The organism is Bradyrhizobium sp. USDA 4354 (genome assembly GCF_054060315.1).
The window spans coordinates 2725654-2748464 of sequence record NZ_JBSSDC010000001.1 but is presented as its reverse complement, the minus strand read 5'-3'; the positions used below and the strand labels follow the sequence as shown (position 1 = coordinate 2748464).

27 protein-coding genes are annotated in these 22811 nt (G+C 64.7%); 15 read left to right on the top strand and 12 right to left on the bottom strand.

What is annotated here, in order from left to right:
• Positions 1-128: 128 nt before the first annotated feature.
• Positions 129-1331 carry a pyridoxal phosphate-dependent aminotransferase gene (locus ACVIIV_RS12905; protein ID WP_456744521.1) on the bottom strand — a complete coding sequence of 401 codons (1203 nt, stop codon included), beginning with the start codon at positions 1329-1331 and terminating at the stop codon, positions 129-131.
• Between the two features lie 531 nt (positions 1332-1862).
• On the opposite strand from ACVIIV_RS12905, the gene ACVIIV_RS12900 reads away from it, so the two are divergent.
• The 5 genes from ACVIIV_RS12900 (at position 1863) to ACVIIV_RS12880 (ending at position 4786) form a co-directional block, all read left to right on the top strand.
• Positions 1863-2513 (top strand): glutathione S-transferase family protein, encoded by a 651-nt coding sequence (locus ACVIIV_RS12900; RefSeq protein WP_456744520.1) that lies wholly within the window; start codon positions 1863-1865, stop codon positions 2511-2513.
• Between the two features lie 155 nt (positions 2514-2668).
• The gene (locus ACVIIV_RS12895; protein ID WP_456744519.1) at positions 2669-2845 is read left to right on the top strand and encodes a hypothetical protein; all 177 of its coding nucleotides are present in this window, start codon (positions 2669-2671) and stop codon (positions 2843-2845) included.
• A gap of 73 nt (positions 2846-2918) precedes the next feature.
• Complete coding sequence (locus ACVIIV_RS12890; protein WP_061877464.1) at positions 2919-3077, top strand: hypothetical protein; 159 nt, start codon at positions 2919-2921, stop codon at positions 3075-3077.
• Between the two features lie 129 nt (positions 3078-3206).
• The gene (locus ACVIIV_RS12885) at positions 3207-4019 is read left to right on the top strand and encodes a PAS-domain containing protein (RefSeq protein ID WP_456744518.1); all 813 of its coding nucleotides are present in this window, start codon (positions 3207-3209) and stop codon (positions 4017-4019) included.
• Positions 4020-4330: 311 nt separating this feature from the next.
• The gene (locus ACVIIV_RS12880) at positions 4331-4786 is read left to right on the top strand and encodes an N-acetyltransferase family protein (protein WP_456744517.1); all 456 of its coding nucleotides are present in this window, start codon (positions 4331-4333) and stop codon (positions 4784-4786) included.
• Positions 4787-4953: 167 nt separating this feature from the next.
• Here the strand turns inward: ACVIIV_RS12880 and ACVIIV_RS12875 are convergent, their stop codons facing one another.
• From ACVIIV_RS12875 to ACVIIV_RS12865, 3 genes are all read right to left on the bottom strand, one after another.
• A complete protein-coding gene (locus ACVIIV_RS12875; protein ID WP_080134740.1) occupies positions 4954-5277 on the bottom strand; it encodes an antibiotic biosynthesis monooxygenase family protein in 324 nt (107 codons plus the stop codon).
• Positions 5278-5540: 263 nt separating this feature from the next.
• Complete coding sequence (locus tag ACVIIV_RS12870) at positions 5541-6758, bottom strand: DUF1501 domain-containing protein (protein ID WP_456744516.1); 1218 nt, start codon at positions 6756-6758, stop codon at positions 5541-5543.
• 2 nt (positions 6759-6760) lie between these two features.
• Complete coding sequence (locus ACVIIV_RS12865) at positions 6761-8317, bottom strand: DUF1800 domain-containing protein (protein ID WP_456744515.1); 1557 nt, start codon at positions 8315-8317, stop codon at positions 6761-6763.
• Between the two features lie 114 nt (positions 8318-8431).
• Here ACVIIV_RS12865 and ACVIIV_RS12860 point away from each other — a divergent pair, with 114 nt between their 5' ends.
• A complete protein-coding gene (locus tag ACVIIV_RS12860; protein WP_456744514.1) occupies positions 8432-8635 on the top strand; it encodes a cysteine-rich CWC family protein in 204 nt (67 codons plus the stop codon).
• Between the two features lie 98 nt (positions 8636-8733).
• Here ACVIIV_RS12860 and ACVIIV_RS12855 read toward each other — a convergent pair whose 3' ends face one another.
• From ACVIIV_RS12855 to ACVIIV_RS12845, 3 genes are all read right to left on the bottom strand, one after another.
• Positions 8734-9432 (bottom strand): glutathione S-transferase family protein, encoded by a 699-nt coding sequence (locus ACVIIV_RS12855; RefSeq protein WP_456748713.1) that lies wholly within the window; start codon positions 9430-9432, stop codon positions 8734-8736.
• Positions 9433-9560: 128 nt separating this feature from the next.
• Positions 9561-9791 carry a hypothetical protein gene (locus ACVIIV_RS12850; RefSeq protein ID WP_453949749.1) on the bottom strand — a complete coding sequence of 77 codons (231 nt, stop codon included), beginning with the start codon at positions 9789-9791 and terminating at the stop codon, positions 9561-9563.
• On the bottom strand, positions 9788-10573 hold the full coding sequence (locus ACVIIV_RS12845) for a sulfite exporter TauE/SafE family protein (RefSeq protein ID WP_456744513.1): 786 nt from the start codon (positions 10571-10573) through the stop codon (positions 9788-9790). Before ACVIIV_RS12845 ends, ACVIIV_RS12850 begins: the two co-directional genes overlap by 4 nt.
• Positions 10574-10878: 305 nt before the next feature.
• On the opposite strand from ACVIIV_RS12845, the gene ACVIIV_RS12840 reads away from it, so the two are divergent.
• From ACVIIV_RS12840 to uvrB, 4 genes are all read left to right on the top strand, one after another.
• The gene (locus ACVIIV_RS12840; protein WP_456744512.1) at positions 10879-11796 is read left to right on the top strand and encodes a LysR substrate-binding domain-containing protein; all 918 of its coding nucleotides are present in this window, start codon (positions 10879-10881) and stop codon (positions 11794-11796) included.
• Between the two features lie 129 nt (positions 11797-11925).
• Positions 11926-12150: a hypothetical protein gene (locus tag ACVIIV_RS12835; RefSeq protein ID WP_456744511.1), complete on the top strand. Its 225-nt coding sequence runs from the start codon at positions 11926-11928 to the stop codon at positions 12148-12150.
• Positions 12151-12201: 51 nt separating this feature from the next.
• Positions 12202-12429: a hypothetical protein gene (locus ACVIIV_RS12830; RefSeq protein WP_456744510.1), complete on the top strand. Its 228-nt coding sequence runs from the start codon at positions 12202-12204 to the stop codon at positions 12427-12429.
• 93 nt (positions 12430-12522) lie between these two features.
• Positions 12523-15453 carry an excinuclease ABC subunit UvrB gene (gene uvrB / locus ACVIIV_RS12825; RefSeq protein WP_456744509.1) on the top strand — a complete coding sequence of 977 codons (2931 nt, stop codon included), beginning with the start codon at positions 12523-12525 and terminating at the stop codon, positions 15451-15453.
• Between the two features lie 32 nt (positions 15454-15485).
• Here uvrB and ACVIIV_RS12820 read toward each other — a convergent pair whose 3' ends face one another.
• Entirely contained in the window at positions 15486-16754 is a 1269-nt protein-coding gene (locus tag ACVIIV_RS12820) for a putative sensor domain DACNV-containing protein (RefSeq protein WP_456744508.1), read from the bottom strand.
• 105 nt (positions 16755-16859) lie between these two features.
• Complete coding sequence (locus tag ACVIIV_RS12815) at positions 16860-17246, bottom strand: hypothetical protein (RefSeq protein ID WP_456744507.1); 387 nt, start codon at positions 17244-17246, stop codon at positions 16860-16862.
• A 520-nt stretch (positions 17247-17766) separates the two neighbouring features.
• On the opposite strand from ACVIIV_RS12815, the gene ACVIIV_RS12810 reads away from it, so the two are divergent.
• The 5 genes from ACVIIV_RS12810 (at position 17767) to ACVIIV_RS12790 (ending at position 21238) form a co-directional block, all read left to right on the top strand.
• Entirely contained in the window at positions 17767-18204 is a 438-nt protein-coding gene (locus tag ACVIIV_RS12810; RefSeq protein WP_456744506.1) for a nuclear transport factor 2 family protein, read from the top strand.
• Positions 18205-18401: 197 nt separating this feature from the next.
• Positions 18402-18842: a nuclear transport factor 2 family protein gene (locus ACVIIV_RS12805; protein ID WP_456744505.1), complete on the top strand. Its 441-nt coding sequence runs from the start codon at positions 18402-18404 to the stop codon at positions 18840-18842.
• 259 nt (positions 18843-19101) lie between these two features.
• Positions 19102-20007 (top strand): hypothetical protein, encoded by a 906-nt coding sequence (locus ACVIIV_RS12800; protein WP_456744504.1) that lies wholly within the window; start codon positions 19102-19104, stop codon positions 20005-20007.
• A 386-nt stretch (positions 20008-20393) separates the two neighbouring features.
• The gene (locus ACVIIV_RS12795; protein WP_027576078.1) at positions 20394-20816 is read left to right on the top strand and encodes a hypothetical protein; all 423 of its coding nucleotides are present in this window, start codon (positions 20394-20396) and stop codon (positions 20814-20816) included.
• A 284-nt stretch (positions 20817-21100) separates the two neighbouring features.
• Positions 21101-21238 (top strand): hypothetical protein, encoded by a 138-nt coding sequence (locus tag ACVIIV_RS12790; RefSeq protein ID WP_164934668.1) that lies wholly within the window; start codon positions 21101-21103, stop codon positions 21236-21238.
• Positions 21239-21277: 39 nt separating this feature from the next.
• On the opposite strand, the gene ACVIIV_RS12785 is transcribed toward ACVIIV_RS12790, so the two are convergent.
• The 3 genes from ACVIIV_RS12785 to ACVIIV_RS12775 all read right to left on the bottom strand — a co-directional run bounded on the left by ACVIIV_RS12785 (position 21278) and on the right by ACVIIV_RS12775 (position 22706).
• Positions 21278-21424, bottom strand: a complete 147-nt coding sequence (locus ACVIIV_RS12785; RefSeq protein WP_165405295.1) for a hypothetical protein — start codon at positions 21422-21424, stop codon at positions 21278-21280.
• Between the two features lie 350 nt (positions 21425-21774).
• Entirely contained in the window at positions 21775-22254 is a 480-nt protein-coding gene (locus tag ACVIIV_RS12780) for a MaoC family dehydratase (protein WP_456744503.1), read from the bottom strand.
• Positions 22254-22706: a MaoC family dehydratase gene (locus ACVIIV_RS12775; RefSeq protein ID WP_456744502.1), complete on the bottom strand. Its 453-nt coding sequence runs from the start codon at positions 22704-22706 to the stop codon at positions 22254-22256. Before ACVIIV_RS12775 ends, ACVIIV_RS12780 begins: the two co-directional genes overlap by 1 nt.
• Positions 22707-22811 lie beyond the last annotated feature (105 nt).

Genomic DNA, 22811 nt, shown 5'->3' with positions numbered 1-22811 from the left:
GCTTCGCTGCGCTCGCAATGACGGGGATAGAGCGGTGCGCCGCTTACCCTGAGCAAATCTTCACCTGCCACGAACAAAAAAGGCCCGCGCGAAGCGGGCCTTTTTGAATTTGCGATGTCGCAATCAGCTTACCGCAGATTGCCGCAGAAGCGCTGGATGCGCTTGCAGGCGTCTTCGAGGTCCGAGGTCTTGGTCGCGTAGGAGATGCGGAAGGCCGGGCCGAGGCCGAAGGCCGAACCCTGCACTACGGCGACGCCTTCGGTCTCCAAGAGCTCGGTGACGAACTGCTCGTCGTTCGAGATCACGTTGCCCGACGGCGCTTTCTTGCCGATGGTGCCGGCGCAGGACGGATAGACGTAGAACGCGCCCTCAGGGCGCGGGCATTCGATGCCGCTGGCCTGGTTGAGCATGGAGACCACGAGGTCACGGCGCTCCTTGAACACCTTGTTGTTGGCCGGAATGAACTCCTGCGGACCGTTCAGCGCCTCGACCGAGGCCCACTGCGCGATCGAGCACGGGTTCGAGGTCGATTGCGACTGGATCGTCGACATCGCCTTGATGAGATGAGCCGGACCGCCGGCATAGCCGATACGCCAGCCGGTCATGCAATAAGCCTTGGAGACGCCGTTCACCGTGAGCGTGCGGTCGTAGAGGCCGGGCTCGACCTGCGCGACGGTGGTGAACTGGAAGTCGTCATAGACAAGATGCTCGTACATGTCGTCGGTCATCACCCAGACATGCGGATGCTTGACCAGCACGTCGGTGAGCGCCTTCAGCTCGGCCTTGGTGTAGGCCGCGCCGGTCGGGTTCGACGGCGAGCACAGGATGACCCATTTGGTCTTCGGCGTGATCGCCCGCTCGAGCGCCTCGGCCCCGAGCTTGAAGCCGGTCGCGGCGGTGCAGACTACCGGCACCGGCTCGCCGCCGGCGAGCGCCACCATTTCAGGATAGCTGACCCAGTAGGGCGCGGGGATGATCACCTCGTCGCCCGGATTAATGGTCGCCATCAGCGCGTTGTAGAGCACCTGCTTGCCGCCGGTGCCGACGATGATCTGGTTCGGCTTGTAGACGACGCCGTTCTCGCGCTGAAACTTGGCGATGATGGCGTCCTTCAGCTCGGGGATGCCGTCGACCGCGGTGTACTTGGTCTTGCCGGCCTCGATGGCGCGGATCGCCGCCAGCTTGATGTTGGCGGGCGTGTCGAAATCGGGCTCGCCAGCACCGAGGCCAATGACGTTGCGCCCCGCCGCTTTCAGCGCGCGTGCTTTATCCGTGACCGCGATGGTCGCGGACGGCTTCACACGGTCGAGCGCAGCGGCAAGGAAGGACATCATCATCTCCTGACAAGCGTCGTGAAGCCTTTCGCCTCACGACTCTGATTGTGGGAATGAGCCACCCTAAAACGTGTGCCGCTGCGCTGCAAGAAACTTCGGCCCGATCTCGGAAAAGTTTACGATTTTCGAGCGTTTCGAAGTGCGATTTCCCGCAATATTGCGCAACTTTGCCGCCCAGATCCCTCATATCCGGCAAGGCCTGTCCTCGGAGCAATTTTGCGTGGTCGACAGGTGGTTCGTCATGCCCGGGCTTGACCCGGCCATGAAGATGCGGAGGTTTTGGCGGCCAACGTTGGCAGCTAAGCCGTCTCACACCGGTGCCTAGCACACTGCTTCAACGCGTTGACGCAAGCGTGAACTGAATTGCATCGCCGCGCGGAAATGATCTTCCGCAGCATTGCAGTGCGGTAGGGCTTTCGAGTTTTTCTATTGGCTGGCTCTTGCGGCGGATTCGCATCGGCATCATTGTTTAGCCGCCTCGCGGGCAACGAGCGCCGCGTCTTCCCGTCCTCGGATTCGAATCCCAGAATGTACAAGCTCTACTCGATGCAACGCTCGGGCAACAGCTACAAGGTCCGCCTTGCGCTGGCGCTGCTCAACCTGCCTTACGAAGCAGTGGAGGTGGACATTCTGCGCGGCGAGAGCCGCACGCCGGACTTTCTGAGCAAGAACCCGTCGGGGCAGGTGCCGCTGCTCGAGGTCGGCCAGGACCGCTATCTCGCCGAGTCCAACGCCATCCTCTGGTACGTCGCCGTCGGCACGCCGCTCGCGCCGGAAAACCGCATCGATCGCGCCGAGGCGTTGCAATGGATGTTCTTCGAGCAGCACGCGCTCGAGCCGAACATCGGCGCGGCCTATTTCTGGCTGTCGCTGGTCAAGGGCGGCCGCGACCTCCAGACCCATTCGCTGGAGGACTGGATGGAGCGCGGCTATGGCGCGCTCCAGGTGATGGAGAACCATCTCAAGACCAACGCCTATTTCGCCGCGCGCCAGCTCACGGTCGCCGACATCGCGCTGTACGGCTACACCCACCTCGCCGACCGCTGCGATTTCGATCTGTCCACCTTCCCGGCGATCCGGGACTGGCTCAAGCGCGTCGAAGCTGCGCCCGGCTTCGTGACGATGGACTGGCGCCCGGCCGACATCGACGACCCCGCCAGCATCGCGGCGGGAGCCTGACGGCGCGACCGGCTCCGGCGAATAGCGGGCATAAGGACCATCCTTGCCGCAATCCCGCCACTTTCAGCGCGGTAGCCGCCGCAATATTGCCGGTTGAAACTGGGAAATTCTGGAAAGTCGCGGGTGATTCGCTCGCGTGTTGAAGGATTTAGACCATGATGCGGGCGTCCGGCACGGAAGGCTTTCAGAGCCAATCCGCTACCGTCGCGTCTTCCCGGCTCACCCATGCGGTCGCGGCCTCGCTCGCCGTCGCCGCACTCTCGCTGTGCCTGATCGTCACCCTGACGGTGCTGTCGACCAAGGCGACCATGGCGATGGGCCTGCCGGTCTGATTCCCGTTTCATCCTGGACCAGCCTTCAGGGCGCCGCGCGGCCCGCGCCGACCGGCATCGCGACGGGACGTCGATGAAATCACCTGTGGTAGTCGTTGCAATCACCCTGACTGCGGCCATCCTGGTCGCGGCATCGCTGTTGATCATCGTCGGCACGCGCAAGGGCACGGGGACGTCGACGCTGAATGCGCCGACGCTGCAGCAGCGCGTCAAGCACGCGCACATGGTCTAAAATCATCCGAAAGCCTTACGCTTGCACGCAAGCGCGCCTTAAGCACGCCGCGCGAAACTGTATCGCTATGGCGCAACAATCAGTCAGTGTTGCGGCGTTCCCTCGTTCGGAAGGAGCGAGACTGGTCCCATGCGGTTCGGATGGCGTGCGATCTCCGGTCCGGCGCTGACGGCAGCAGCCCTGCTGCTGGCCATGCTGTTCGACCGCATTATCCCCACGCCCTCGCCGGCGCCGCTGTTCGTCTGCATCGTGGCTCTCGCCGGCGCGCTCGCGGGTCTCGCCTCCGCGATGACGACCGCGGTCGTCGCGGTGATCGGCGCGGCGCTGTTCTTCCTCAACCACCACGGCGTTTCCGGCTATGGCAGCGCCGATCTGGTCCGGCTCGGTCTCCTGGCCATCACGGCTGCCGGCACCGCCGGCATCACCGGCCTGATGCGCGAGCGGCTGCTCGGCACGTTCGCGGCCGAGCGCCGGAGCCACGCCACGGCCGCGCGGCTGTCGGCCGCGCTCGACCAGGTCGATATCGGCGTCGTGCTGCTCGATGGCGAGACCCGGGCCGAATTCATCAACCGCGCGTTCCGCGATTATTTTGCGGTGCCGGACGAGATCGCCGACGGCAAGCCGCCCTTCATCGCGCTGATGTATCACGGCCGCGACACCGGCGCGTTCGAGCTGCCCGAGGACGAGCTCGGCACCTTCATCGCGCAGCGCATGGAGATGGTGCGGATTGGCGATGCCACTCCGATCAACATCAAATTGCGAAACGGCGAGGTGCTGCGCTTCGTCTGCACCGCGCTGCCCGACGGCGGGCGGATGCTAAGCTACACCCCGGTGACCGACCTCGTGCGCCACACCGACGCGCTGTCGCGCGCCGACTACTACCGCTCCCTGCGCGACCCCGCGGACCGCAAGCTGATGCGGTACTTGCGCGTCGCGGATTGACGCGAGTGCAAACTGCGCCCGCGGAAATAGCCCCTCACCCCACCCTCTCCCCGCAAGAGCGGGGCGAGGGAGTGATAGAGCGGTGCGTCCCTCACTTGAGGACATCGCGCGCTGCGCGTCTTAACCTCTCCCCGCTCTTCTGCGGGGAGAGGTCGGATCGCTCCGGTGATGCGCAGCATCGTCCGGTGCGATCCGGGTGAGGGGCATGGCACACTGTTGCCACGACTGCATATCCATCCGAATGTTGAGACAATTGATCGCCTCGCCCATCATCGCGTATGAAGGAGACTTCATCGATCGCGGAAACTCACATGTCTCTCACCATTCGCGCCGTCACCAGGCAGGATTACGACCAATGGCTGCCGCTATGGGACGGCTACAATGCCTTCTACGGCCGCTCCGGTCCGACGGCGCTCGCGCCCGAGATCACGCGCATGACGTGGCAGCGCTTCTTCGACGCCTATGAGCCGATGCACGCGCTGGTCGCCGAGGACGGCGGCCGCTTGCTCGGGCTGACGCATTATCTGTTTCATCGCAGCACCACCGCGATCGAGCCGTCCTGCTATTTGCAGGACCTGTTCACGTCCGAGGCGGCGCGCGGCAAGGGCGTCGGCTCGGCGCTGATCCATGGCGTCTACGAGCGGGCGAAGCTCGCGGGATCGCCGCGCGTCTATTGGCAGACGCACGAGACCAATGTCACGGCGCAGCACCTTTACGACAAGGTCGCGGAGCGGTCCGGCTTCATCGTCTATCGCAAGATCTTCTGAGTCCTGCGCCCTGGAGCCCTGTGGATAACTCCGCCTGTCACCCGCGCGTAACATAGCAAGGCTACGCTGGCCTTGCGTCTGGTCAGGCCCCCGTCACCGATCAAGCGCCCCAAGCGGTCCCCGTCAGTCGCCGCGTCTGACAGGGGCCGCATTTTTTTGCGGCAGCGTCACTTCGCGCCGCGCCCCACCGTCTGCATCACCTCGAAGCCTTCGAACTGGGGATGGCCGAGATAAAGCGGCTTGTTGTCGCCCGCCCGGTGATGCGCCGCGCGAAACGCCTCCGACTTGGTCCAGGCCTCGAAGGCGGCGTGGTTCGCCCAGACGGTGTGCGAAGCGTACAGCGTGTGGTCCTCGGCTTCCGGCCCACGCAGCAGATGGAATTCGACGAAGCCCGGCACCTTGTCGAGATGGGTGTCGCGGGTGAGCCAGACCTGCTCGAAGGCAGACTCGGAGCCCTTGGCGACGCGGAAGCGGTTCATGGCGATGTACATTGGGGGGTTCTCCTGTAGGCGAGAAGGGACGCATCGCCCTCTCGCTCCCTCGCCCCGTTCTTGCGGGGAGAGGGCGGGGTGAGGGGCTGCTTCCGCGAGCTCGGTCTCGATTGTAGGCGATGTGCGCGATGCACGCACGGTCAATGTGGGAATCGGATATACTGCCCTCTTGGCAACAGTGTGCGCTGCCCCTCACCCGGATCGCTCAGGCGCGCAATTGCGCGCCATAGCGATCCGACCTCTCCCCGAAGAGCGGGGAGAGGTTAAGCCACAAGCCCCTTCATCGGCCTTGCACTTGTGCTGTCGGGAAACACCGTCTCCGCCAGCACGCGATCGGACAGGCCGAACTGATCCTGCAGCACGCCCTTGATCACGGAGCGCAAGTCCGTGGTCGGCTTCAGGTCGCGGCCCTCATACAAGTTCGCGACCTTGAGGCCCGGCCAATCTGAGATGACTCGGCCGCCTTTCACCGCGCCGCCGGCGAGCAGTGCGACGGTAGCCGTGCCATGATCGGTGCCGTCGGTGCCGTTGATGCGCGCGGTGCGGCCGAACTCGGTGGCGATGACGACGACGGTATCGCGCCAGCGATTCCCCAGGCCGCCTTCGAACTCGGCGAGCGCGCCGTCGAGGCCGCCGAGCAGGAAGGCGAGACGCCCCACAGGGCCGCCTTCATTGGCATGCGTATCCCAGCCGTCGAAGGCGAGCGCGGCGATGCGCGGGCCGTCGTCGGCCGCCATCAGCTTTGCGGCGCCGCGCGCGACCTGGCGCATCTGTGCGACGGCGTTACCGCGCGTCGCTTTCATGTCGTCGCCACTCGCGACCTTGTCGAGCTGGAGGCCTTGCGACAGCACCGAGGCCAGCGCGGGATCGCGGTGTCGATAGAGCTCGATGAGCCGCATCGTGGTGTCGTCATCCGCCTGCGGCAGCGCTACCGGCGCCCAGCCGACGGTCAGCGCATTGCCGCGCAGCACCAGCGGCGTGGTGGGGCCGACCGCAAGACCGCTCGACACCCGCTCGCCGCGCGGCAGCGCTTCCAGCGCGCGGTTGAGCCAGCCGGACTGCACGCGGCCGGGACCGGCATAGCCGCTTTCGAGCACATCCTGGCCATCGAAGTGCGAGCGGTCGCGATAGGGCGTTGCCACCGCATGAATCACCGCGGCATGCCGATCCCTGTACATGCGCGCGAACTCCGGCATCGACGGATGCAGCCCGAAGAAGGAATCGAGCATGATCGCGGGATGCGCGCCATCGGCCGTGAGCGCGATCGAACCGTGCAGGCCGGAATAATCGGCGTCGCCAATCGGCGCGACGGTCGAGAGCCCGTCGAGCGCACCGCGCAGGATCACGACGACCAATCGCGGGTCGCGCCCGTCGGCCGCGCGGGCGAATTTCGGCAGGTAAGCCCAGGCTGCAAAGGAGGCGCCGCCGAGCAGGAGACCACGGCGCGATGTGAGGAGCCGGTTCTCGACGCAGTCGATCATCATCATCTCCTCTGCATTTCCGGCGACATCAGCAGCAGCGCCAGCGCCTGCTGGCGCGACTCCGCGCGCTCGATGGTGCGGCGCGTTTCGCTCGAGGCGGCGTCGGCCGCGGCGAACTCCAGCAGATCGAGCGGATCGATGTTGTTGCCGAGCCGCGCGCCGATCTGCGCGGCGATGTCGAGCCTGAGCTTGATGCCTTCAGGCGCGGCCCAGGCGGCATTGGTATCGGGAAAGCCGTTCGGGCCCGGCGGTGACCATAGCGGCTGGCCGAGCAGATTGAGATTGTTCAGATAGGCGCCGGGATCCTCCGGCACGCGCGCCAGCAGCCGGCCGCTCGCAACCAGGAAATCGTAAGGCGAGCGCATCTTGGCGAGCGGCGCGCGCCAAGCCTCGTCGGAATCGACGAGCGTGGTCGCCATCGCCTTGAGATCGCCGTCGGTCTTGACGAAGACGTCGCGCAGGCGCGCAACGAGCGCCGGCGGCGGATCATCTGCGACGAAGTGACGGACGAATTTGGTGGCGATGAAGGTCGCGGTCGACGGATGTCGCGCGAGGTCGGCGAGCGCGGCTTCGCCCTGCGCGAGCCCGGTGGCCTCGTAGCTCTTGCCGAGCAGGACTTGCGGCCCAGGCTGATGCGCATTGACGTTGAAGACGAAGGAGCCGGGGATCCCTAGCTGCCCCTGCCTTCCGGCAAAGGTCCAGCCCGTGATGATGCGCGCGAGCGAGGTGACGTCGCCTTGCGTGTAGCCGCCGCCGACGCCGAGCGTATGCAGCTCCATGATCTCGCGCGCGAGATTTTCGTTGAGACCGCGCTTGCGGTTCTGCCCGGCGCGCGAATCCGGACCGAGCGATTGCTGGTTGTCGAGGAAGAACAGCATCGCCGGATGCTGCTCGACCGCCTTCAGCATGTCCGCGAAACGCCCGAGCACGTGCGGCCTGATCGCCTCGCGCTCGAACGCGCCCGCCCAGATCCGCGCCAGCTCGCCCTTGCTGGCGGAGATGCAGAAATGGTTGGACCAGAACACCACGAGACGTTCGGTGAAGCCGCACTCGGCCAGCGTCGCGCGCTGCAGGCGCGCCAGCGCCTCGGCGCGAAAGGTCTTTTGAATCACGTTGAGCGGTTGCGGTGCCGGCTTTGCGGCAGGCGGCGTGGCCGCATTCGGCTGCATGGTCTCGGGCTTGGCCGGCGCAGCAGCCGGCTTCGCCTCGGCCATCCGGCCGGCGATCTCGGTCGCGGCTGTGTTCAGCGAGAGATTGCGGCGCAGGGCGGGCCTCTGATCGGCAGGCGCTTGAGCCGGCGTCTCGGCGGGCGCCGCGGCCTTCGCGGCCTCACGCGCCTGCTTGACCTGGTCCTGATAGACAAACACGGCCTGCCCGAGCTGCGGCGTCGATTGCAGGCCTGGCGCCTCCAGCAGCACGCCGTTGGGACGCGCGAGCTCCGCCTTCACGAAGCCGCGCGGATCGGAGGCTGCGTTGATGAGATCGCCCGATGCACCGCCGCGGGCGCCGAGGCCAAAGCGGTTGAGCGCGACGAGGGCGGCTTGCGAATCGCGGGCCATCGATTTGTCCTTCGCGCGTTGGGAGCCGCTTTCCTGATACGTGCGCGGCGCGTAATATACCGCAGCGACAGATGAACCCGACATGAAAATGACGGCGAAGCTTCGACGTAAATCATGACAAATCCGAAAGAAATGCCGTCAGCGCCGGCATTCGCGCGCCGTCTCACCTGCTCCCGTTGCGGCAGCGAATTCGGCTGCGATCCCTCCGGCAATTGCTGGTGTGCGGAGGAGACGGCACGGCTGCCGATGCCGATCGAGGGCGAGGACTGCCTGTGCCGGGAGTGTTTGCGGAAAGCGGCGGCGGAGGCAGTATCGTAGGGTGGGCAAAGCGAAGCGTGCCCACGCATTTTTGGCGATCGAGAGAGATGGTGGGCACGGCGCTTTGCGCCTTTGCCCACCCTACGAAGCGACGTGTGTTACACCGCATGCCCCGGCGACTTTCGCGCCATGCCGTCGAACGCATCGAGCAGCTTTTCCCGCCAGGCATAGACCGGATCATCCGCCTCCAGCAGCTTGAACGGGCTGACCACGCGCGCCCATTGGAAACCGCCGAAGATGATGTAGTCGGCGTAGTTCGGCGCGTTGCCGCCGATGAAGGGCTGCGTCTTGAACGTCTGCCGCATCACCTCCAGCGACTTGCGGAATGCGACGACGCCGGCATCGCGGCTCGCCATGATCTCTTCGAGAGTCTTGCCGCCGAAGCGCGTCTCGCGGGACTTGCGGAAATAGGCTGCGTCGACCTCGGCCAGATTCTTCGGGATGTCGGCGATGACGAGCGGAAAGATGCCGCCGACGATGGCGATGTCGCCCCATGCATTGATCATGCGCGCCATGGCGCGGCCGCCATCGCCGCCAAACAGCGACGGGCGATCCGGGAAATTGTCCTCGAGATAATTCGCGATGGTCCAGGAATCGACCACCGGCTTGTCGTGATGCAGCAGCACCGGCACCTTCTCCGAGCCGTGCGGGGCAAGCGCGCTCTTCTCGGTGAAGCGCCAGGGCAGCGTCTCCGCCGATAGTCCCTTGTGCGCCAGCGCCATCCGGGTGCGCCAGCAATACGGGCTGAACGGGCGCGCGGGATCGGTGCCGACGAGTTCGTAGAGCTTGAGCGAGATTGGCGGCCTCCTCATGCTCCGTCATTGCGAGGAGCCCTTGCGACGAAGCAATCCAGACTGCTTCCGCAGCGACATTCTGGATTGCTTCGCTGGCGCTCGCAATGACGATGTAGAAATAGTCGTGAAAATCACCGCCCGTTGGTGCGCAGCAACCTCTCGCCGCCTTCCGTCACCGCGATGACGAGCCCGACACCGGGCAGCGTCTCGCGCGCGACGTAACCCCGCTCAGTGGCGTCTTCCCAGATGGTGAGGCGCGGGCACGAGGTCTTCCAGGTCGCGATCACCTCGGCATAGGCGCGCGGCTCGCGCGCGACCCATTCGACGAAGTCCAGCACCAGCGGATCGGCCGTCTCGCTCATTGCAAACCTCCCCTGTCGAAAGCTGCGAGCACCGGGGTCCGAACCAGGAGCCAGCCGCCATGGGCGATGTAGTAGCAGGCGATGGTGGTGATCAGCTTGTTGGACCAGGCGATGAATTGCTGGTCGGTCATGGCCTCGAGGATGCGCCGCGCCAGCGTGGTGCCGAGCATCGACGCGAGTATCGCGACGCCGGCGAGCACGGGATCGAGGCTGGCGGCCTGATCGATGATGCCGCCGAAATAGACCAGCTTGGTGAAATGGCTGACGAGCTGGCACATCGCCTTGGTCGCGACCTTCTCGCGCCGGCCGAAATCGCCGCCGAGGAAGAAGGTGTCGAGCAGCGGCCCCGACACGCCGGTCATCAGCATCAGACCCATGCAGATCGTGCCATAGACCGTGCCCTGCCAGAGCCTATCAGGATCCGGCTTGATGTTCGCGGGAAGCAGCCGCGCCATGAACGGGGTGATGCCGAGCAAGAGCAGCGCCGTCGGCTTGTCCGGCACGTAGCGGGTGAGCGACCAGGCCGCGAGCGCGACGGCAGCGCCCACCATATAGTTCGCGACCGGCCGCCAGCGGATATGCGCCCGCCACAAGAACGCGCGCCAGCCGTTCGAGGCCATCTGCGTGATCGCATGCAGCACCATCGCGGTCGGCAGCGGCATCAAGGCCAAGGCCAGGAGCACGCCGATCAGGATCAGCCCGCCCGCCATGCCGAACAGCCCCGACAGGAACGCGGTTGCCACCATCAGCAATCCGAGGGCCGCGATCATGATGGGCGTCACGAGGGAGTTCTCCGGTTGGTCGGTAAGGGACGCAGACTGCTCATTCCCCCTCGCCCTGCTTGCGGGGAGAGGGTGGGGTGAGGGGGAGTCTCCGCGGGGACGGCGGCAGTTGGACGGAGAGTCCCCCTCACCCGGAATTTGCCCTCGCAAATTCCGGCCTCTCTCCGCAGGCGGGGGAGGCGAAGAAGCCGCGGCGTTCCCGACAAGTCAGCCTAAAATCGACGCTGCAAGTTGTGCCTCGCTTGCTTCTCTCGCGCAAACTGAGTTATCTTGCCCTGGCATCAGCTTTCCTGAGGGTCGGGCATTTGCGGCGGCTGCTGTTTCTCAACGGCATCAAGGCGTTCGAGGCGGCGGCGCGGACCGGCAGCTTTGCTGCGGCCGGGCAGGAGCTGAGCGTGTCGGCAGCCGCCGTCAGCCGCATGGTGCACCTGCTGGAAGAGCGGCTCGGCGTCGCGTTGTTCGAACGCAAGGCCAACCGCCTGGTGCTGACGCAGGCCGGCCGCGCCTATCAGGGCGGGCTGACCCCGATCTTCGATGCGCTGGCGAGCCTCACGGCGCAGGTGACGGCGCCTGCCAGCGTGCGCGTGCTCACCATCGGCGTCGGTCACACCTTTGCGATGCGCTGGCTGATCCCGCGCCTGTCGGAGTTTCGCAGCGAGGAGCCCGACATCGAGGTGCGCTTCACCACCGGCGGCGCCGCGGTGCCGTTTGGCGAAGACTGGAGCTGCGGCATCAAGCTCGGCACCGGCGACTGGCCCGGCCTCGTCGCCGAGCCGCTGTTCGCCGGCGACCTCACCCCCGTCTGCGTGCCGCGCTTGGCGGGCGGCCTGAAGCGCCCGGCCGACCTGAAGGGACCGAGCCTGATCCGCGTTGCGCATTCACCCGACGACTGGCCAATCTGGCTGAAGGCCGCGGGCGCTACGCGGATCAACGCGCGTGGGCCCGAGTTCCAGTTCTACGGCCAGGCGCTGCAGGCCGCGGCCGACGGGCTCGGCATCGCCATGGGCATCCGCCCCTATATCGACGACGATCTCGCGGCCGGCCGGCTGGTGGCACCCTTCGACCTCTCGGTGCCCAAGGGCATGCGCTGGTATCTGCTCTATCGCAGCTTCCAGACCGAGCAGCGCGACTTTGCCGCCTTCCGCCGCTGGATCATGCGGGCGGCATCGGAGCCCGCGGCCCGCCCCGTGCGCCGGGCCGGCCGCAGTTCCGCGCGGAACTGAAGCCTCTTCGATTAGCCCTGATGGATAAGTCCTGGGCAAAAAATCGCAGCGCTTGTGAACGGCTTCACATCCCAGAATCCGCAAACGTGGTCCCCTGACCCTCCGAAAAGAAACGTGGGACCTACACTCATGACGACCCTTTACGACGGCTTTGACATCGAATCCTTCGAAGCTGGCAAGGGGCTGTGGCACGCGCGGATCCGGCGTGCCGATTTCAGCCCGGTGGCCATCGACGGCGTGCTGTTTCCTGCCATGGAAGTCGGCTTCGCCTGGCCCGATCGTGATGCCGCGATTGCCGATGCCAAGCACCACATCGATCGTTTCCGGCTACGGGCCGGCAGCGACGACGAATAGGCGGTCCGCAGGCGGACCAGAGACAGGGCGGCACAAAGGGGGGAACCGGTCATGTCCATCATCGAAACCGATGCAGCGCAGCCGCGGATCTACGCCCGCGCAGTGCTCTCCAACTGCCCGGAATGCGACGGCGATCTCGCGGTGCTCCGCGTGATCGGCGGCCGCGCCGGATGCGAGTACTGGACCATGCGCTGCACCGATTGCGGCGGCATTCACCTCGACATCCTCGAGCCGAATGTCACCGCTGGGGACGACGAGGGGCCGCTGCCGGCGGCGTGAACCGCACGGCTGCTGCCAACCTGCTGTCAGCAGCCTGAGCATGGCGGGTCATTCGCCCTTTATTGAGGGGCGGACTCGTCCCATATTCGCCCCATGGCGAAGAAACCTGCATCTCCCGAAAAATCCGGCAAATCCCCCAAGACCAAGGCCCCGAACTCGAAGGCACCGAATTCTAAAGCGCACCGCCCTGACGTGCAGCCGATCGGGCCGGCGCTGGCCGAATTGCTCAATCCCGCGATCAATCGCGGCGATGCCGGGCTTGGCTCGGGCACCGGGCTGCAGCCGCCGCCGGATAATTCGCGCGACCGCCGCGCCGGAGGCGAGGCTGCGGCGCATCGCGCGCGGGCTTCGACGCCTAAGGACTTCCCCAGCGACCGCCCCGCGGGACTGGAGGAGGCACCACAGGCCAATTACGGCACTGCGGCCACGATCCCGACACTCGATCCGGAACTGGCGCGGCAGCTCGGACTGCCGACCGAGGAGGACGATGCGGAGGCGCTGGCGCGTCCGCCGCGTTCCAAGATGGAGGCGCTGGGCGTCAAGGCGACCGCCGACGCACTGGAATCGTTGATCCGCGAGGGCCGTCCCGAGTTCCGCAAGGACGACGGCTCCATGAAGGTGTGGACGCCGCACCGGCCACCGCGCCCGGAAAAGTCCGAAGGCGGCGTCCGCTTCGAGATCAAGTCAGCCTACGAGCCCAAAGGCGACCAGCCGACCGCGATCGCCGAGCTGGTCGAGGGCATCCAGCGTAACGACCGTTCGCAGGTGCTGCTCGGCGTCACCGGCTCGGGCAAGACCTACACCATGGCCAAGGTGATCGAGGCGACGCAGCGCCCGGCGCTGATCCTGGCGCCGAACAAGACGCTGGCCGCCCAGCTCTATGGCGAGTTCAAGAACTTTTTTCCTGATAACGCGGTCGAGTATTTCGTCTCGTATTACGACTACTACCAGCCTGAAGCCTACGTCCCGCGCACCGACACCTACATCGAGAAGGACTCCTCCATCAACGAGCAGATCGACCGCATGCGCCACTCGGCGACGCGCGCGCTGCTGGAGCGCGACGACGTCATCATCGTCGCCTCGGTGTCCTGCATCTACGGTATCGGCTCGGTCGAGACCTACACCGCGATGACCTTCGCGCTGAAGAAGGGCGAGCGCATCGACCAGCGCCAGCTGATCGCCGACCTCGTCGCGCTCCAGTACAAGCGCACCCAGGCCGATTTCACCCGCGGCACGTTTCGCGTGCGTGGTGATGTGATCGATATTTTCCCGGCGCACTATGAAGATCGCGCTTGGCGCGTGAACCTGTTCGGCGACACCATCGAGGCCATCGAGGAATTCGATCCGCTTACCGGCCACAAGCAGGACGAGCTCGAATTCATCAAGATGTACGCCAACTCGCACTATGTGACGCCGCGGCCGACACTGGTGCAGGCGATCAAGTCGATCAAGTTCGAATTGAAGCAGCGGCTCGACCAGCTGCACGACCAGGGCCGCCTGCTCGAAGCCCAGCGGCTGGAGCAGCGCACCACCTTCGACCTCGAGATGATGGAGGCGACCGGAAGCTGCGCCGGCATCGAGAACTATTCGCGCTATCTCACCGGCCGCCGCCCCGGCGAGCCGCCGCCGACGCTGTTCGAATACGTCCCCGACAACGCGCTGATCTTCGCCGACGAGAGCCACGTCACCATTCCGCAGATCGGCGCCATGTTCCGCGGCGACTTCCGCCGCAAGGCGACGCTGGCGGAATACGGCTTCCGCCTGCCCTCCTGCATGGACAACCGCCCGCTTCGCTTCGAGGAATGGGACATGATGCGGCCGCAGACCGTCGCGGTATCGGCGACGCCGGGCGGCTGGGAGCTGAACGAGAGCGGCGGCGTGTTCGTCGAGCAGGTGATCCGCCCGACCGGACTTATTGATCCTCCCGTTGATATCCGCCCCGCCCGCACGCAGGTCGACGATCTCGTCGGCGAGGTCCGCGCCACCGCGCAGGCCGGCTATCGCTCGCTGATCACCGTGCTGACCAAGCGCATGGCGGAGGACCTCACCGAATATCTGCACGAGCAGGGCATTCGCGTCCGCTACATGCATTCCGATATCGACACCATCGAGCGCATCGAGATCATCCGCGATCTGCGTCTCGGTGCGTTCGACGCGCTGGTCGGCATCAACCTCTTGCGCGAAGGCCTCGACATTCCCGAATGCGCGCTGGTCGCGATTCTCGACGCCGACAAGGAAGGCTTTCTGCGCAGCGAGACCTCGCTGATCCAGACCATCGGCCGCGCCGCGCGTAACGTCGACGGCAAGGTGATCCTCTATGCCGACCAGATGACCGGATCGATGGAGCGCGCGATCGCCGAGACCAACCGGCGCCGCGAGAAGCAGGTCGAGTACAACACCGCCAACGGCATCACGCCGGAGAGCGTGAAGAAGCAGATCGGCGACATCCTCAACTCCGTCTACGAGCGCGACCACGTGCTGGTCGAGGTCGGCGGCCACGACATGACCGACGACGTCATCTCGATCGGCCACAATTTCGAAGCCGTGCTCGCCGATCTCGAAACCCGCATGCGCGAGGCCGCCGCCGACCTGAACTTCGAGGAAGCCGCCCGCCTGCGCGACGAAGTCAAGCGCCTGCGCGCCACCGAGCTCGCCGTGGTCGACGACCCCACCGCCAAGCAGCGCGCGGTGGCAGGCAAGGCCGGCGCCTATGCGGGGGCGAAGAAATACGGCGATGCCGCCAATTTGCCCGTCAGCGCCATGAAGAAGAAAACCGTGAGCTCCGCGCTGAAAGCCAGCGGCGGCGGCAGCGGCTCGAAGGTGCACAAGCCGCATCTCGACGAGATGCACGGCCCGGAATCGCTGCCCTACCGCGAGGGCCGCGCGCTCCCGTCAAAGCCGTTCGGCAGCACCAGCCGCATCATCCAGCCGACGGACTCAAGGCAGTCGGGCCCGGAGTTCGGGCCGGCGCCGAAGTCGACGGGCGGGGCGCCGGGGCGGCGCGGGGGGTGGAAGAAGAGGTAGACTGCGCATCCAATTCGAACCAGCGAAAAAACCTATGCCCAGGGCATATTGAGATTGGTTAGTGGAACTCCTTTCCTAACGTTGATTCGTTTGCGGTCGTACCAAACAACGCTGGTTGGCCCATCTTGCGAAATTACGATTGCTGTGTACTCGGGTTGTTTGCTGACTAACTTAATCGCGGATCGGTGACGCAATCCGAATTGCTCAACGTCCATTTCCCGTCCGGTGTTACGCATTTCATCGAGAACCTCCCAAACCTTGGACTTGGGTTCAAACTCAGCTCGAATTTCGGTACCGAATCCTAGCAACCGTAGATCCTGCGAAAGCAAGATCGCACCATCACAGCCCGACAGACGAGCCACAAATCGTATCGCTTCAACAAGCTTCGACTGCGCCTTCGCTAACTCCAATTCTGCTTGAGCCCATGCACCTCGGACAGCCTTGGACGACTGGCCGCTTTCAATTTGAAGGACGAGATCGATAGACCTATTTCTTGCGTTCATAAATTCAATGAATGCATCGGTAAGGTTTCCAGAGTTCTGTCGGTACTTAATCCGTACATCTTGCTCCGAAGGAATTGTCTTAGGAGGCACTAGTATTACAGCGCCGCCATGCGCCTCATCGCTAATGCAATTCGCAATCGCAGCAATGATATTCCAATGCGCCGTAAACACGAAATTATGATATTCCCGCGGATGTTCTTCCTTTGGCGACGCAATTCGTTCCGCCAAATTCTCAAGACCCCTGTGCACCGGTTCATGCAGGGCTAAATGATAGTCGATGCCGTTAATGCGCTGTAATTTTCCGTCGGAGAGTGACGCTACAAGAAACTCTCCTTGATAGACTTTCATCTTTCCGGGGCGCTCGACCTGCACGAAAAGCGCTTTTGGATGGTCATATTCATACTGAAGACCTGTTCGCGCACGCCCCCACGATGTGCCCAGGTCGACCAGCCCGGCTATGTGCCAATCACGATCGCTCCACTCCACGAGAACCGCTGACTTCTTGAAATCGACCGACGGAGCTAGGCGCCTTAGCTCATCGATCGAGAGAGGACGAGGACTTTCTAGCTTCCAAATACTCCCAAGCCCTCCCTCTCCTGCCCCTTCCTTCGGCACCGCAAGAAGATTGAACTGAGGATATCGCGCTTCCTCAGGCGTTGCTGCGGCCAGGTAAGCGACCTCGAGCAAGTGGCGCAGGAGACGGAGAGGCGGCAGAGGCGGCGTCACATAGTCGCCTGCGACCATGTTTGGCCAACGATCGGAGACCTTCTTCGCTAGTTCCTTAGGAAAGGCGTTCAAGATTCTATTTGCGATAATGGTGGGTCTGATGCCGCGAACAGCTATCAGGAAACAAGCCGCTCGCACAACCTTCTCGATCGTACCATTAATGGTCTTCGGGTCCCCTCACCCCACACTCGCCGTCACCACGGCCATCACCGACAGCAGCAGCACGATGGTCACGAGTTGCAGCGAGGCGACGGGCTGGGTGCGCCAGGCGGTGATCTTGTCGGACAGCGACAGATGGGCCTCGAAGAATTTCGGCTCGTAGACGGTCTTGAAAACGGCGGGGAAGCTCGGGCCCAGAGCCACCGCGAGCATTGCGTGCATCAGCGAGGCGATGGCGACGAAGATGGCGACGCCGGGGTCGCCGACGAGGTCGTGGTTGCCGATGAGCTTGAGCAGGAAGGCCGCAGTGGCGAAGGTCGGGAAGCTCTGCAGGGTCGCAGTCAGCGCGAGGCCTTCGAGCGCGTTGTGCAGGCGGGACTTTCTGGCGGTGGCGATGGCGGCCATGGCACGTCTCCCTGATGACATGCGGATGACGGTAGTTGTGATGCCGGTGGGGTGATGTGAGATGGGTCACGCGGCACTTCGCCTCTCCCCGCCTGCGGGGAGAGGCCGGAATCCAAGCGCAGCTTGGATTCCGGGTGAGGGGGAGCCTCCGCGAGTCCAACTGTCACCGTCCCCGCGGAGACTCCCCCTCACCCCAACCCTCTCCCCGCGAGCGGGGCGAGGGAGCGGACCGCCGACGCGGCAGCGGGTTCGCCTTTGCCGAGCCGACGGAGGTTTCCATGCGCCTGCGCCTGCGGTGATGTTGCGCATTGCTCCATGCGCGTTGCGCGCCAGGCAATCGGATAGAGCGCGAATTCGTGCGGCCATCCCACAACTCAACCAGCAATTGCACACCATGAACCAGGCATTGCGCTCGCGCGTCAAACCGTCTGCAACATCCCTGTGATTTTGCGGATTGCCGGTGCGCGAAACCGCGCGTTAGCGTTGCGCGACGCCACGGGGCCAAACGAGGACGGGCGTGATGACGGTCGAGAAGCTGAATCGCCAACGCGTCGTGCATCTGCTCGACGCCTTCGCGCGCGGCGATATCGAGACGGCACTGTCCTGCTGCACCGACGACGTCGACTTCCTCACCCACGCGCCGATCGACGTGCTGCCGCACATGGTGCCGCGCCACGGCAAGCAAGAGCTGCGCGAGCTCTGGCAGACGGTCTGGTCGCGCTATTCGGAGATCCGCTACAAGGCGCCGCATATCGTCGCCGAGGGTGAGGCGGTCGCGACCTATATGCACGCTTACTTCAGGAAGCGCAGCAACGACCGCGTCGTGCAATTCGACATGGCGGTGTTCTACAGCTTCCGCGGCGGGCTCGTCGCGGAGATTCGCGAGATCATCGATTCCTACGACCTGGTGCAGCAGGTCTTGGAGCGCGAGATCGGGCCGCTGATCACGGGGGTATGAGCGTCGAGACCCGGACAATTACGGGGTTCTATTGTAAATCTCACAAAACCCGCTCAATGGTGCATTGCGAAAACGTGAATTGCGTTTTGGCCGAAACCCCGTATTTTATTCGTATACAAACGAGTTGAGCCCCCGCACCTGACTGTGCATGGGGTTGTTTTTCCGTTTTTCGCAAGCCAGCTTCAGGACCGCCCCAAATGACAGAGCACAGCCTCTGGCGTTTCTCGCGCGCGTTGCACCGCGCGATCAACGACCGGGATTTCAGGGATATCGAAGCCTTGATCGACGAGGACGTCGAGTGGGCGCTCTACGGCCCGATCGACATGTTTCCGTTCCTCGGCGCGCGCCAGGGCAAGAATGCCGTGCTCGACGTCATCCGCCAGCTCGCCGACAATTTCCACGTCCGCCGCTTCGATCGCGAGAGCATCATGCTGGGCGTCGATTCCGCCGCCTCGATGCTGCGCTATTCGCTGACCGCTCTGGATTACAACAAGCCGATCAGCTTGCGCGTGGCGCAGTTCGCCCAGTTCAAGGCGGGCAAGCTGATCAGCATGCGCGTGCTGATCGACACCTTCGACCTGGTCGAGCAGGCACTCGGCCGCGCCATTCATCTGCCGAAGATGACCAGCGTCGGCTGAGGGGGACGCCAACGGGCCCCGCCTGTCGGGACCGATGACAGGGCTATCGCGACGTCCTGGCCTCCAGCCCCGCCGGATGCCGTCGCATCAAGAGCTCGTCATTGGGCGCGCGCCTTTCGCGCGGCCCGTTGGTTCGTCATTCGCGGCGAGCCGTCACAATTTCGCGACGATGGATCAGCATATTCCGCGCGGAATGGCGCATGGCCGAAGCTCGATATATATTATCAAAAGGCATGCGCCGGGGCTCGCGGGCAGGACGATGGAATTCTCGACAGGGTTTGGCTGGACCAGGCTGCCGTTGCTGGCGGCCGCATTCATTTTGAGCTCGGTGCTGACGGTCTCGGCGCAGATCATTCCGCCGACAGCGGCTGCGGACGAGGCGGAGACCGAGGCCGCAGAAGCGCCCGACGTCAACGACCCCGACGTGCTCAAGGGCATCGATGTCGACAAGCTCGACTGGAGCCAGCTCGCAGTCGATGCCGGGACTGGCATTGACCCCATGGCCGCCAAGAAGCGCGCCCGGGCCGCCGCCAAGGAGGGGCTGGACTGGTCGTCGAACCCCAATGCAAACGGCTCCTCGGCGGTGACCGTGAAGCAGTCCGTGTTCTCGTTCTGGGATACGCGGGTCGGCGCCGACATGACGGTGGCGAGCGAGCCGAGGACAATGTCCGAGCTGCTGGCGCAGAAGGCTGCCAATGGCGGCAGCCTGCCGCAATCCTCCGGCAGCGCCTGGGCGGCGGCGACCGCGCCCGGCGCGGGCTCGATCTGGGACAAGACCGCGGTGGAAGCGCGGGTCGATCCCGGCGCCGAGCACAGCAGGATCGGGGCGTCGCTGACCAAATCGGTGCCGCTGTCGGGCGACACCTCGCTGACGCTGCAGAACGGCTACAGCGTCAACCAGCAGGGCACCACCGCCGTCCCCGGCATCGGCGGCCACATCACGCGCAATTACGACACCGAGCAGACCGCCAAGGTCACGCTCACCGACACTGGCACCAGCATCACCGCCGGCCAGACGCTGTCGACCACCGACGACAAATGGCTGCGCAAGTTCGGCGCCGAGCAGAAGCTGTTCGACAACGTCACCGTCTCCGGCTCGGTCGGCGAGACATCGCAAGGCGCGATCAACAAGAGCGTGACGGCGGGCTTCAAGAAGAGCTGGTGATGTCTTCGCCTCTCCCCGCGCTTGTCCGCCGAAGCTTCAGCGAAGGCGGATGCGGGGAGAGGCCGGAATTTGCGCAAGCAAATTCCGGGTGAGGGGGACTCTCCGCGAGTCCAACTCTCACCGTGATCGCGGATGCAGCCCCTCACCCCGCCCTCTCCCCGTAAGAACGGGGAGAGGGAGACGAGCACCGACCGAGCCGCGCATTCACCTCGCTGCGCGATTCACCCTTCCCTAACCATACGCCACGGCAAAACCCCCGAATGGTCCGGCCTTGCCGCATCTCGGCCCATTTGCGGTCAAAATCGGACGCCCTGATGCGGCGGCCTCACAGACGTCGTCGTGCGGGGGACACTCGCGCTGCGCTCAACGCGAACAGGGGAACACCGATGAACGCCATCCGTCCCGAGAAGATCGAAGCCACCGAGACCGAAACGGTCGACACCAACCTCGCGGCCGTGACCGAGGTCGAAGCCGGCATCCGCGATTTCGTCCGCAACGACATCGCCTATCTGCGCCGTCCGGCATCGAGCACCACCGACGCGCCGCCGCTCGACCCGAGCGCGGAAGCCACCGTCAACAACGTCAACTCGCTGATCCAGCGCGTCGCCGGCACCTCGCTCGCCGAGATCGAGAATTTGATCTCCGAGCTCGAGAGCCTGCGCGACCTGCTGCATGCCGAAGGCCAGCGCGTCCAGCGCGAGATCTCCGGCTATGCCCAGCTCAGCCAGGCCGCGATGAAGTCGACTCGCATGATCGCCGACAACGTCGCGCAGTGGAAGCGCGCCGCCGACGGCCTGCGCAACAGCTGATCGCAAAACACCGCATCACCAGCCGCCGCGTTCCGGAAGGAGCGCGGCGGTTTTGATTCACGACGTCTCGTGCCCCGGACGCGGTGCGGCACGCAGTGACGCGCCGCAGAGCCGGGGCCCATGGTCAGTGCGAATGCGCGGCGCGATCGGTCCCGGCTCTGCGCAGCAGCGTTGCACGCTGCAGCGCGTCCGGGACACGAGCGTGCACTTTTGAACCCCCAGCCCCTCCCCGGCGACAAACGCCAAGCGCCCGTGCAGGTACGGCCGGGCTCAGGGGACATGTCATGGAAAGCATTCGGCCCGACAACACGGACCCCATATCGCTGCGGCCCGCGCCGAACCAGCTCGGCACGATCATGCTGCGCTTTGTCGGATTGCTGGCGGTTGCGATTGCGGTGCTGGCGTTCGTCTACAGCCGCTGACACAGGGCCGGATACCGGCCCTGAAAAATGAACGAATTCTTACTGGGCCGCTTCCACGGTCGAGGCTTCCAGCGTGTAGGCGCCATCGGCATAGCCCTTCACCACCATGCCGGCGACCAGCATCACGGCCAGCGTCGCGGTCGCGAAGATGAATCCAACGAATTTGAGTGCGCCGCGATCAGCCATGGTCCTCGTCCCCTGTCTCTGCCAATTCGTTTCAAATAGGCAGCGACAGGTTCATAATTAGTTAGCAACTCACCGGTTCCGCCAAACTGCTTCGCGGTAACCATGTTGCGCAGGCTTATGGCAGCCGCCCGGAATCGCGTCCATAGCGCGCGGGCAACACTTGCTCGGTTTCGCTTCTCCCTCGCCCCGTTCTTACGGGGAGAGGGTTGGGGTGAGGGGCCTCTCTCCACACGTGAGATCCATCGAGAGACCTGTACCCCCTCACCCGAATTCGATCTGCGATCGAGTTCGACCTCTCCCCGCAAGCGGGGAGAGGTGAAGGAACTGCGACCAGCTCGATCGATTCTAAACTAAGCGGTCTTCCGCAGCGGCACGAAGGCTGAGGCGGTGATGGAATAGACCTCCTCGCCGCGCTGGTTGGTGCCGATGGTGCGGGCCGTCAGAATGCCCCAGCCGGGGCGCGAGGCGGAGGTGCGCTTGTCGATGACCTCGTTGACGTAGGAGACGGTGTCTCCGGCAAGCACCGGCCTGATCCAGCGCAGGTCGCGAAAGCCCGGCGACGGGCCCCACACCGCGACCTCTTCGCCGCGCGAAGCGGCCTCGCGCGCCAGGCGCTGGCCGTCGGCGACGAGCAGGCTCATGCAGGCGGAGCCGACATGCCAGCCCGAGGCCGCGAGCCCCCCGAACAGCGAGTTCTTGCCTTCCTCCTCGTCGAGATGAAAGCGCTGCGGATCGAACTTGGCGGCGAATGTCTTGATGGACTCCGCCGTGAACGTACAGCTGCCGATCTCGCGGCGCTGTCCGATCGCGATATCTTCAAAGAACCGCATCAGACGGCTCCCTCGCGTCGCTTGATCAGGATCGGCGAGGTCATCTCGGCGAGGGCCTGCCCCGCAGCGTTGCGCACAGTGCATTTGAACTTGACGATGCCGAGCTCCGGGCGGCTCTTCGAGGTGCGCGCATCCACGACGTCGACGTCAAGCGTGAGATCGTCGCCGGGCCGCAAGGGCGAGAGCCAGCGTACCTCGTCGACGCCGGGCGAGCCGAGCGAGGCGGCACGGGTGATGAAGCCATCGGCCATCATCCGCATCATCAGCGAGCAGAGGTGCCAGCCCGAGCCGGACAGGCCGCGCAGCATGCTTTTCGCCGCGGCCTCCTCGTCGAGATGCATCGGCTGCGGATCGAACTCGGCGGCAAAGGCCAGAATCTCGTCGCGGGTGACATGGCGCGGGCCGAACGTTCCGAACCGGCCGGGCGGGAAATCTTCGAAGGTCAGGGTCATCTTGGGAAAGCTTTGCGGGAATGACAGATTGTGGCCGCACTTTGCAGCAATCTCAACCCGCCGGCCCGCATGGCTCGTGCTACATACGGGGTGGCCGCGGTTTTG

Coding starts and splice junctions, on each gene's coding strand:
- ACVIIV_RS12790 (WP_164934668.1), top strand. CDS start 21,101: ATGGAAAGCATTCGGCCCGACAACACGGACCCCATATCGCTGCGGCCC.
- ACVIIV_RS12850 (WP_453949749.1), bottom strand. CDS start 9,791: ATGAGCGAGACGGCCGATCCGCTGGTGCTGGACTTCGTCGAATGGGTC.
- ACVIIV_RS12875 (WP_080134740.1), bottom strand. CDS start 5,277: ATGTACATCGCCATGAACCGCTTCCGCGTCGCCAAGGGCTCCGAGTCT.
- ACVIIV_RS12885 (WP_456744518.1), top strand. CDS start 3,207: ATGCGGTTCGGATGGCGTGCGATCTCCGGTCCGGCGCTGACGGCAGCA.
- ACVIIV_RS12890 (WP_061877464.1), top strand. CDS start 2,919: ATGAAATCACCTGTGGTAGTCGTTGCAATCACCCTGACTGCGGCCATC.
- ACVIIV_RS12815 (WP_456744507.1), bottom strand. CDS start 17,246: ATGGCCGCCATCGCCACCGCCAGAAAGTCCCGCCTGCACAACGCGCTC.
- ACVIIV_RS12870 (WP_456744516.1), bottom strand. CDS start 6,758: ATGATCGACTGCGTCGAGAACCGGCTCCTCACATCGCGCCGTGGTCTC.
- ACVIIV_RS12785 (WP_165405295.1), bottom strand. CDS start 21,424: ATGGCTGATCGCGGCGCACTCAAATTCGTTGGATTCATCTTCGCGACC.
- ACVIIV_RS12905 (WP_456744521.1), bottom strand. CDS start 1,331: ATGTCCTTCCTTGCCGCTGCGCTCGACCGTGTGAAGCCGTCCGCGACC.
- ACVIIV_RS12895 (WP_456744519.1), top strand. CDS start 2,669: ATGATGCGGGCGTCCGGCACGGAAGGCTTTCAGAGCCAATCCGCTACC.
- ACVIIV_RS12800 (WP_456744504.1), top strand. CDS start 19,102: ATGGAATTCTCGACAGGGTTTGGCTGGACCAGGCTGCCGTTGCTGGCG.
- ACVIIV_RS12865 (WP_456744515.1), bottom strand. CDS start 8,317: ATGGCCCGCGATTCGCAAGCCGCCCTCGTCGCGCTCAACCGCTTTGGC.
- ACVIIV_RS12795 (WP_027576078.1), top strand. CDS start 20,394: ATGAACGCCATCCGTCCCGAGAAGATCGAAGCCACCGAGACCGAAACG.
- ACVIIV_RS12775 (WP_456744502.1), bottom strand. CDS start 22,706: ATGACCCTGACCTTCGAAGATTTCCCGCCCGGCCGGTTCGGAACGTTC.
- ACVIIV_RS12860 (WP_456744514.1), top strand. CDS start 8,432: ATGACAAATCCGAAAGAAATGCCGTCAGCGCCGGCATTCGCGCGCCGT.
- ACVIIV_RS12830 (WP_456744510.1), top strand. CDS start 12,202: ATGTCCATCATCGAAACCGATGCAGCGCAGCCGCGGATCTACGCCCGC.
- ACVIIV_RS12810 (WP_456744506.1), top strand. CDS start 17,767: ATGACGGTCGAGAAGCTGAATCGCCAACGCGTCGTGCATCTGCTCGAC.
- uvrB (WP_456744509.1), top strand. CDS start 12,523: ATGGCGAAGAAACCTGCATCTCCCGAAAAATCCGGCAAATCCCCCAAG.
- ACVIIV_RS12880 (WP_456744517.1), top strand. CDS start 4,331: ATGTCTCTCACCATTCGCGCCGTCACCAGGCAGGATTACGACCAATGG.
- ACVIIV_RS12780 (WP_456744503.1), bottom strand. CDS start 22,254: ATGCGGTTCTTTGAAGATATCGCGATCGGACAGCGCCGCGAGATCGGC.
- ACVIIV_RS12900 (WP_456744520.1), top strand. CDS start 1,863: ATGTACAAGCTCTACTCGATGCAACGCTCGGGCAACAGCTACAAGGTC.
- ACVIIV_RS12835 (WP_456744511.1), top strand. CDS start 11,926: ATGACGACCCTTTACGACGGCTTTGACATCGAATCCTTCGAAGCTGGC.
- ACVIIV_RS12805 (WP_456744505.1), top strand. CDS start 18,402: ATGACAGAGCACAGCCTCTGGCGTTTCTCGCGCGCGTTGCACCGCGCG.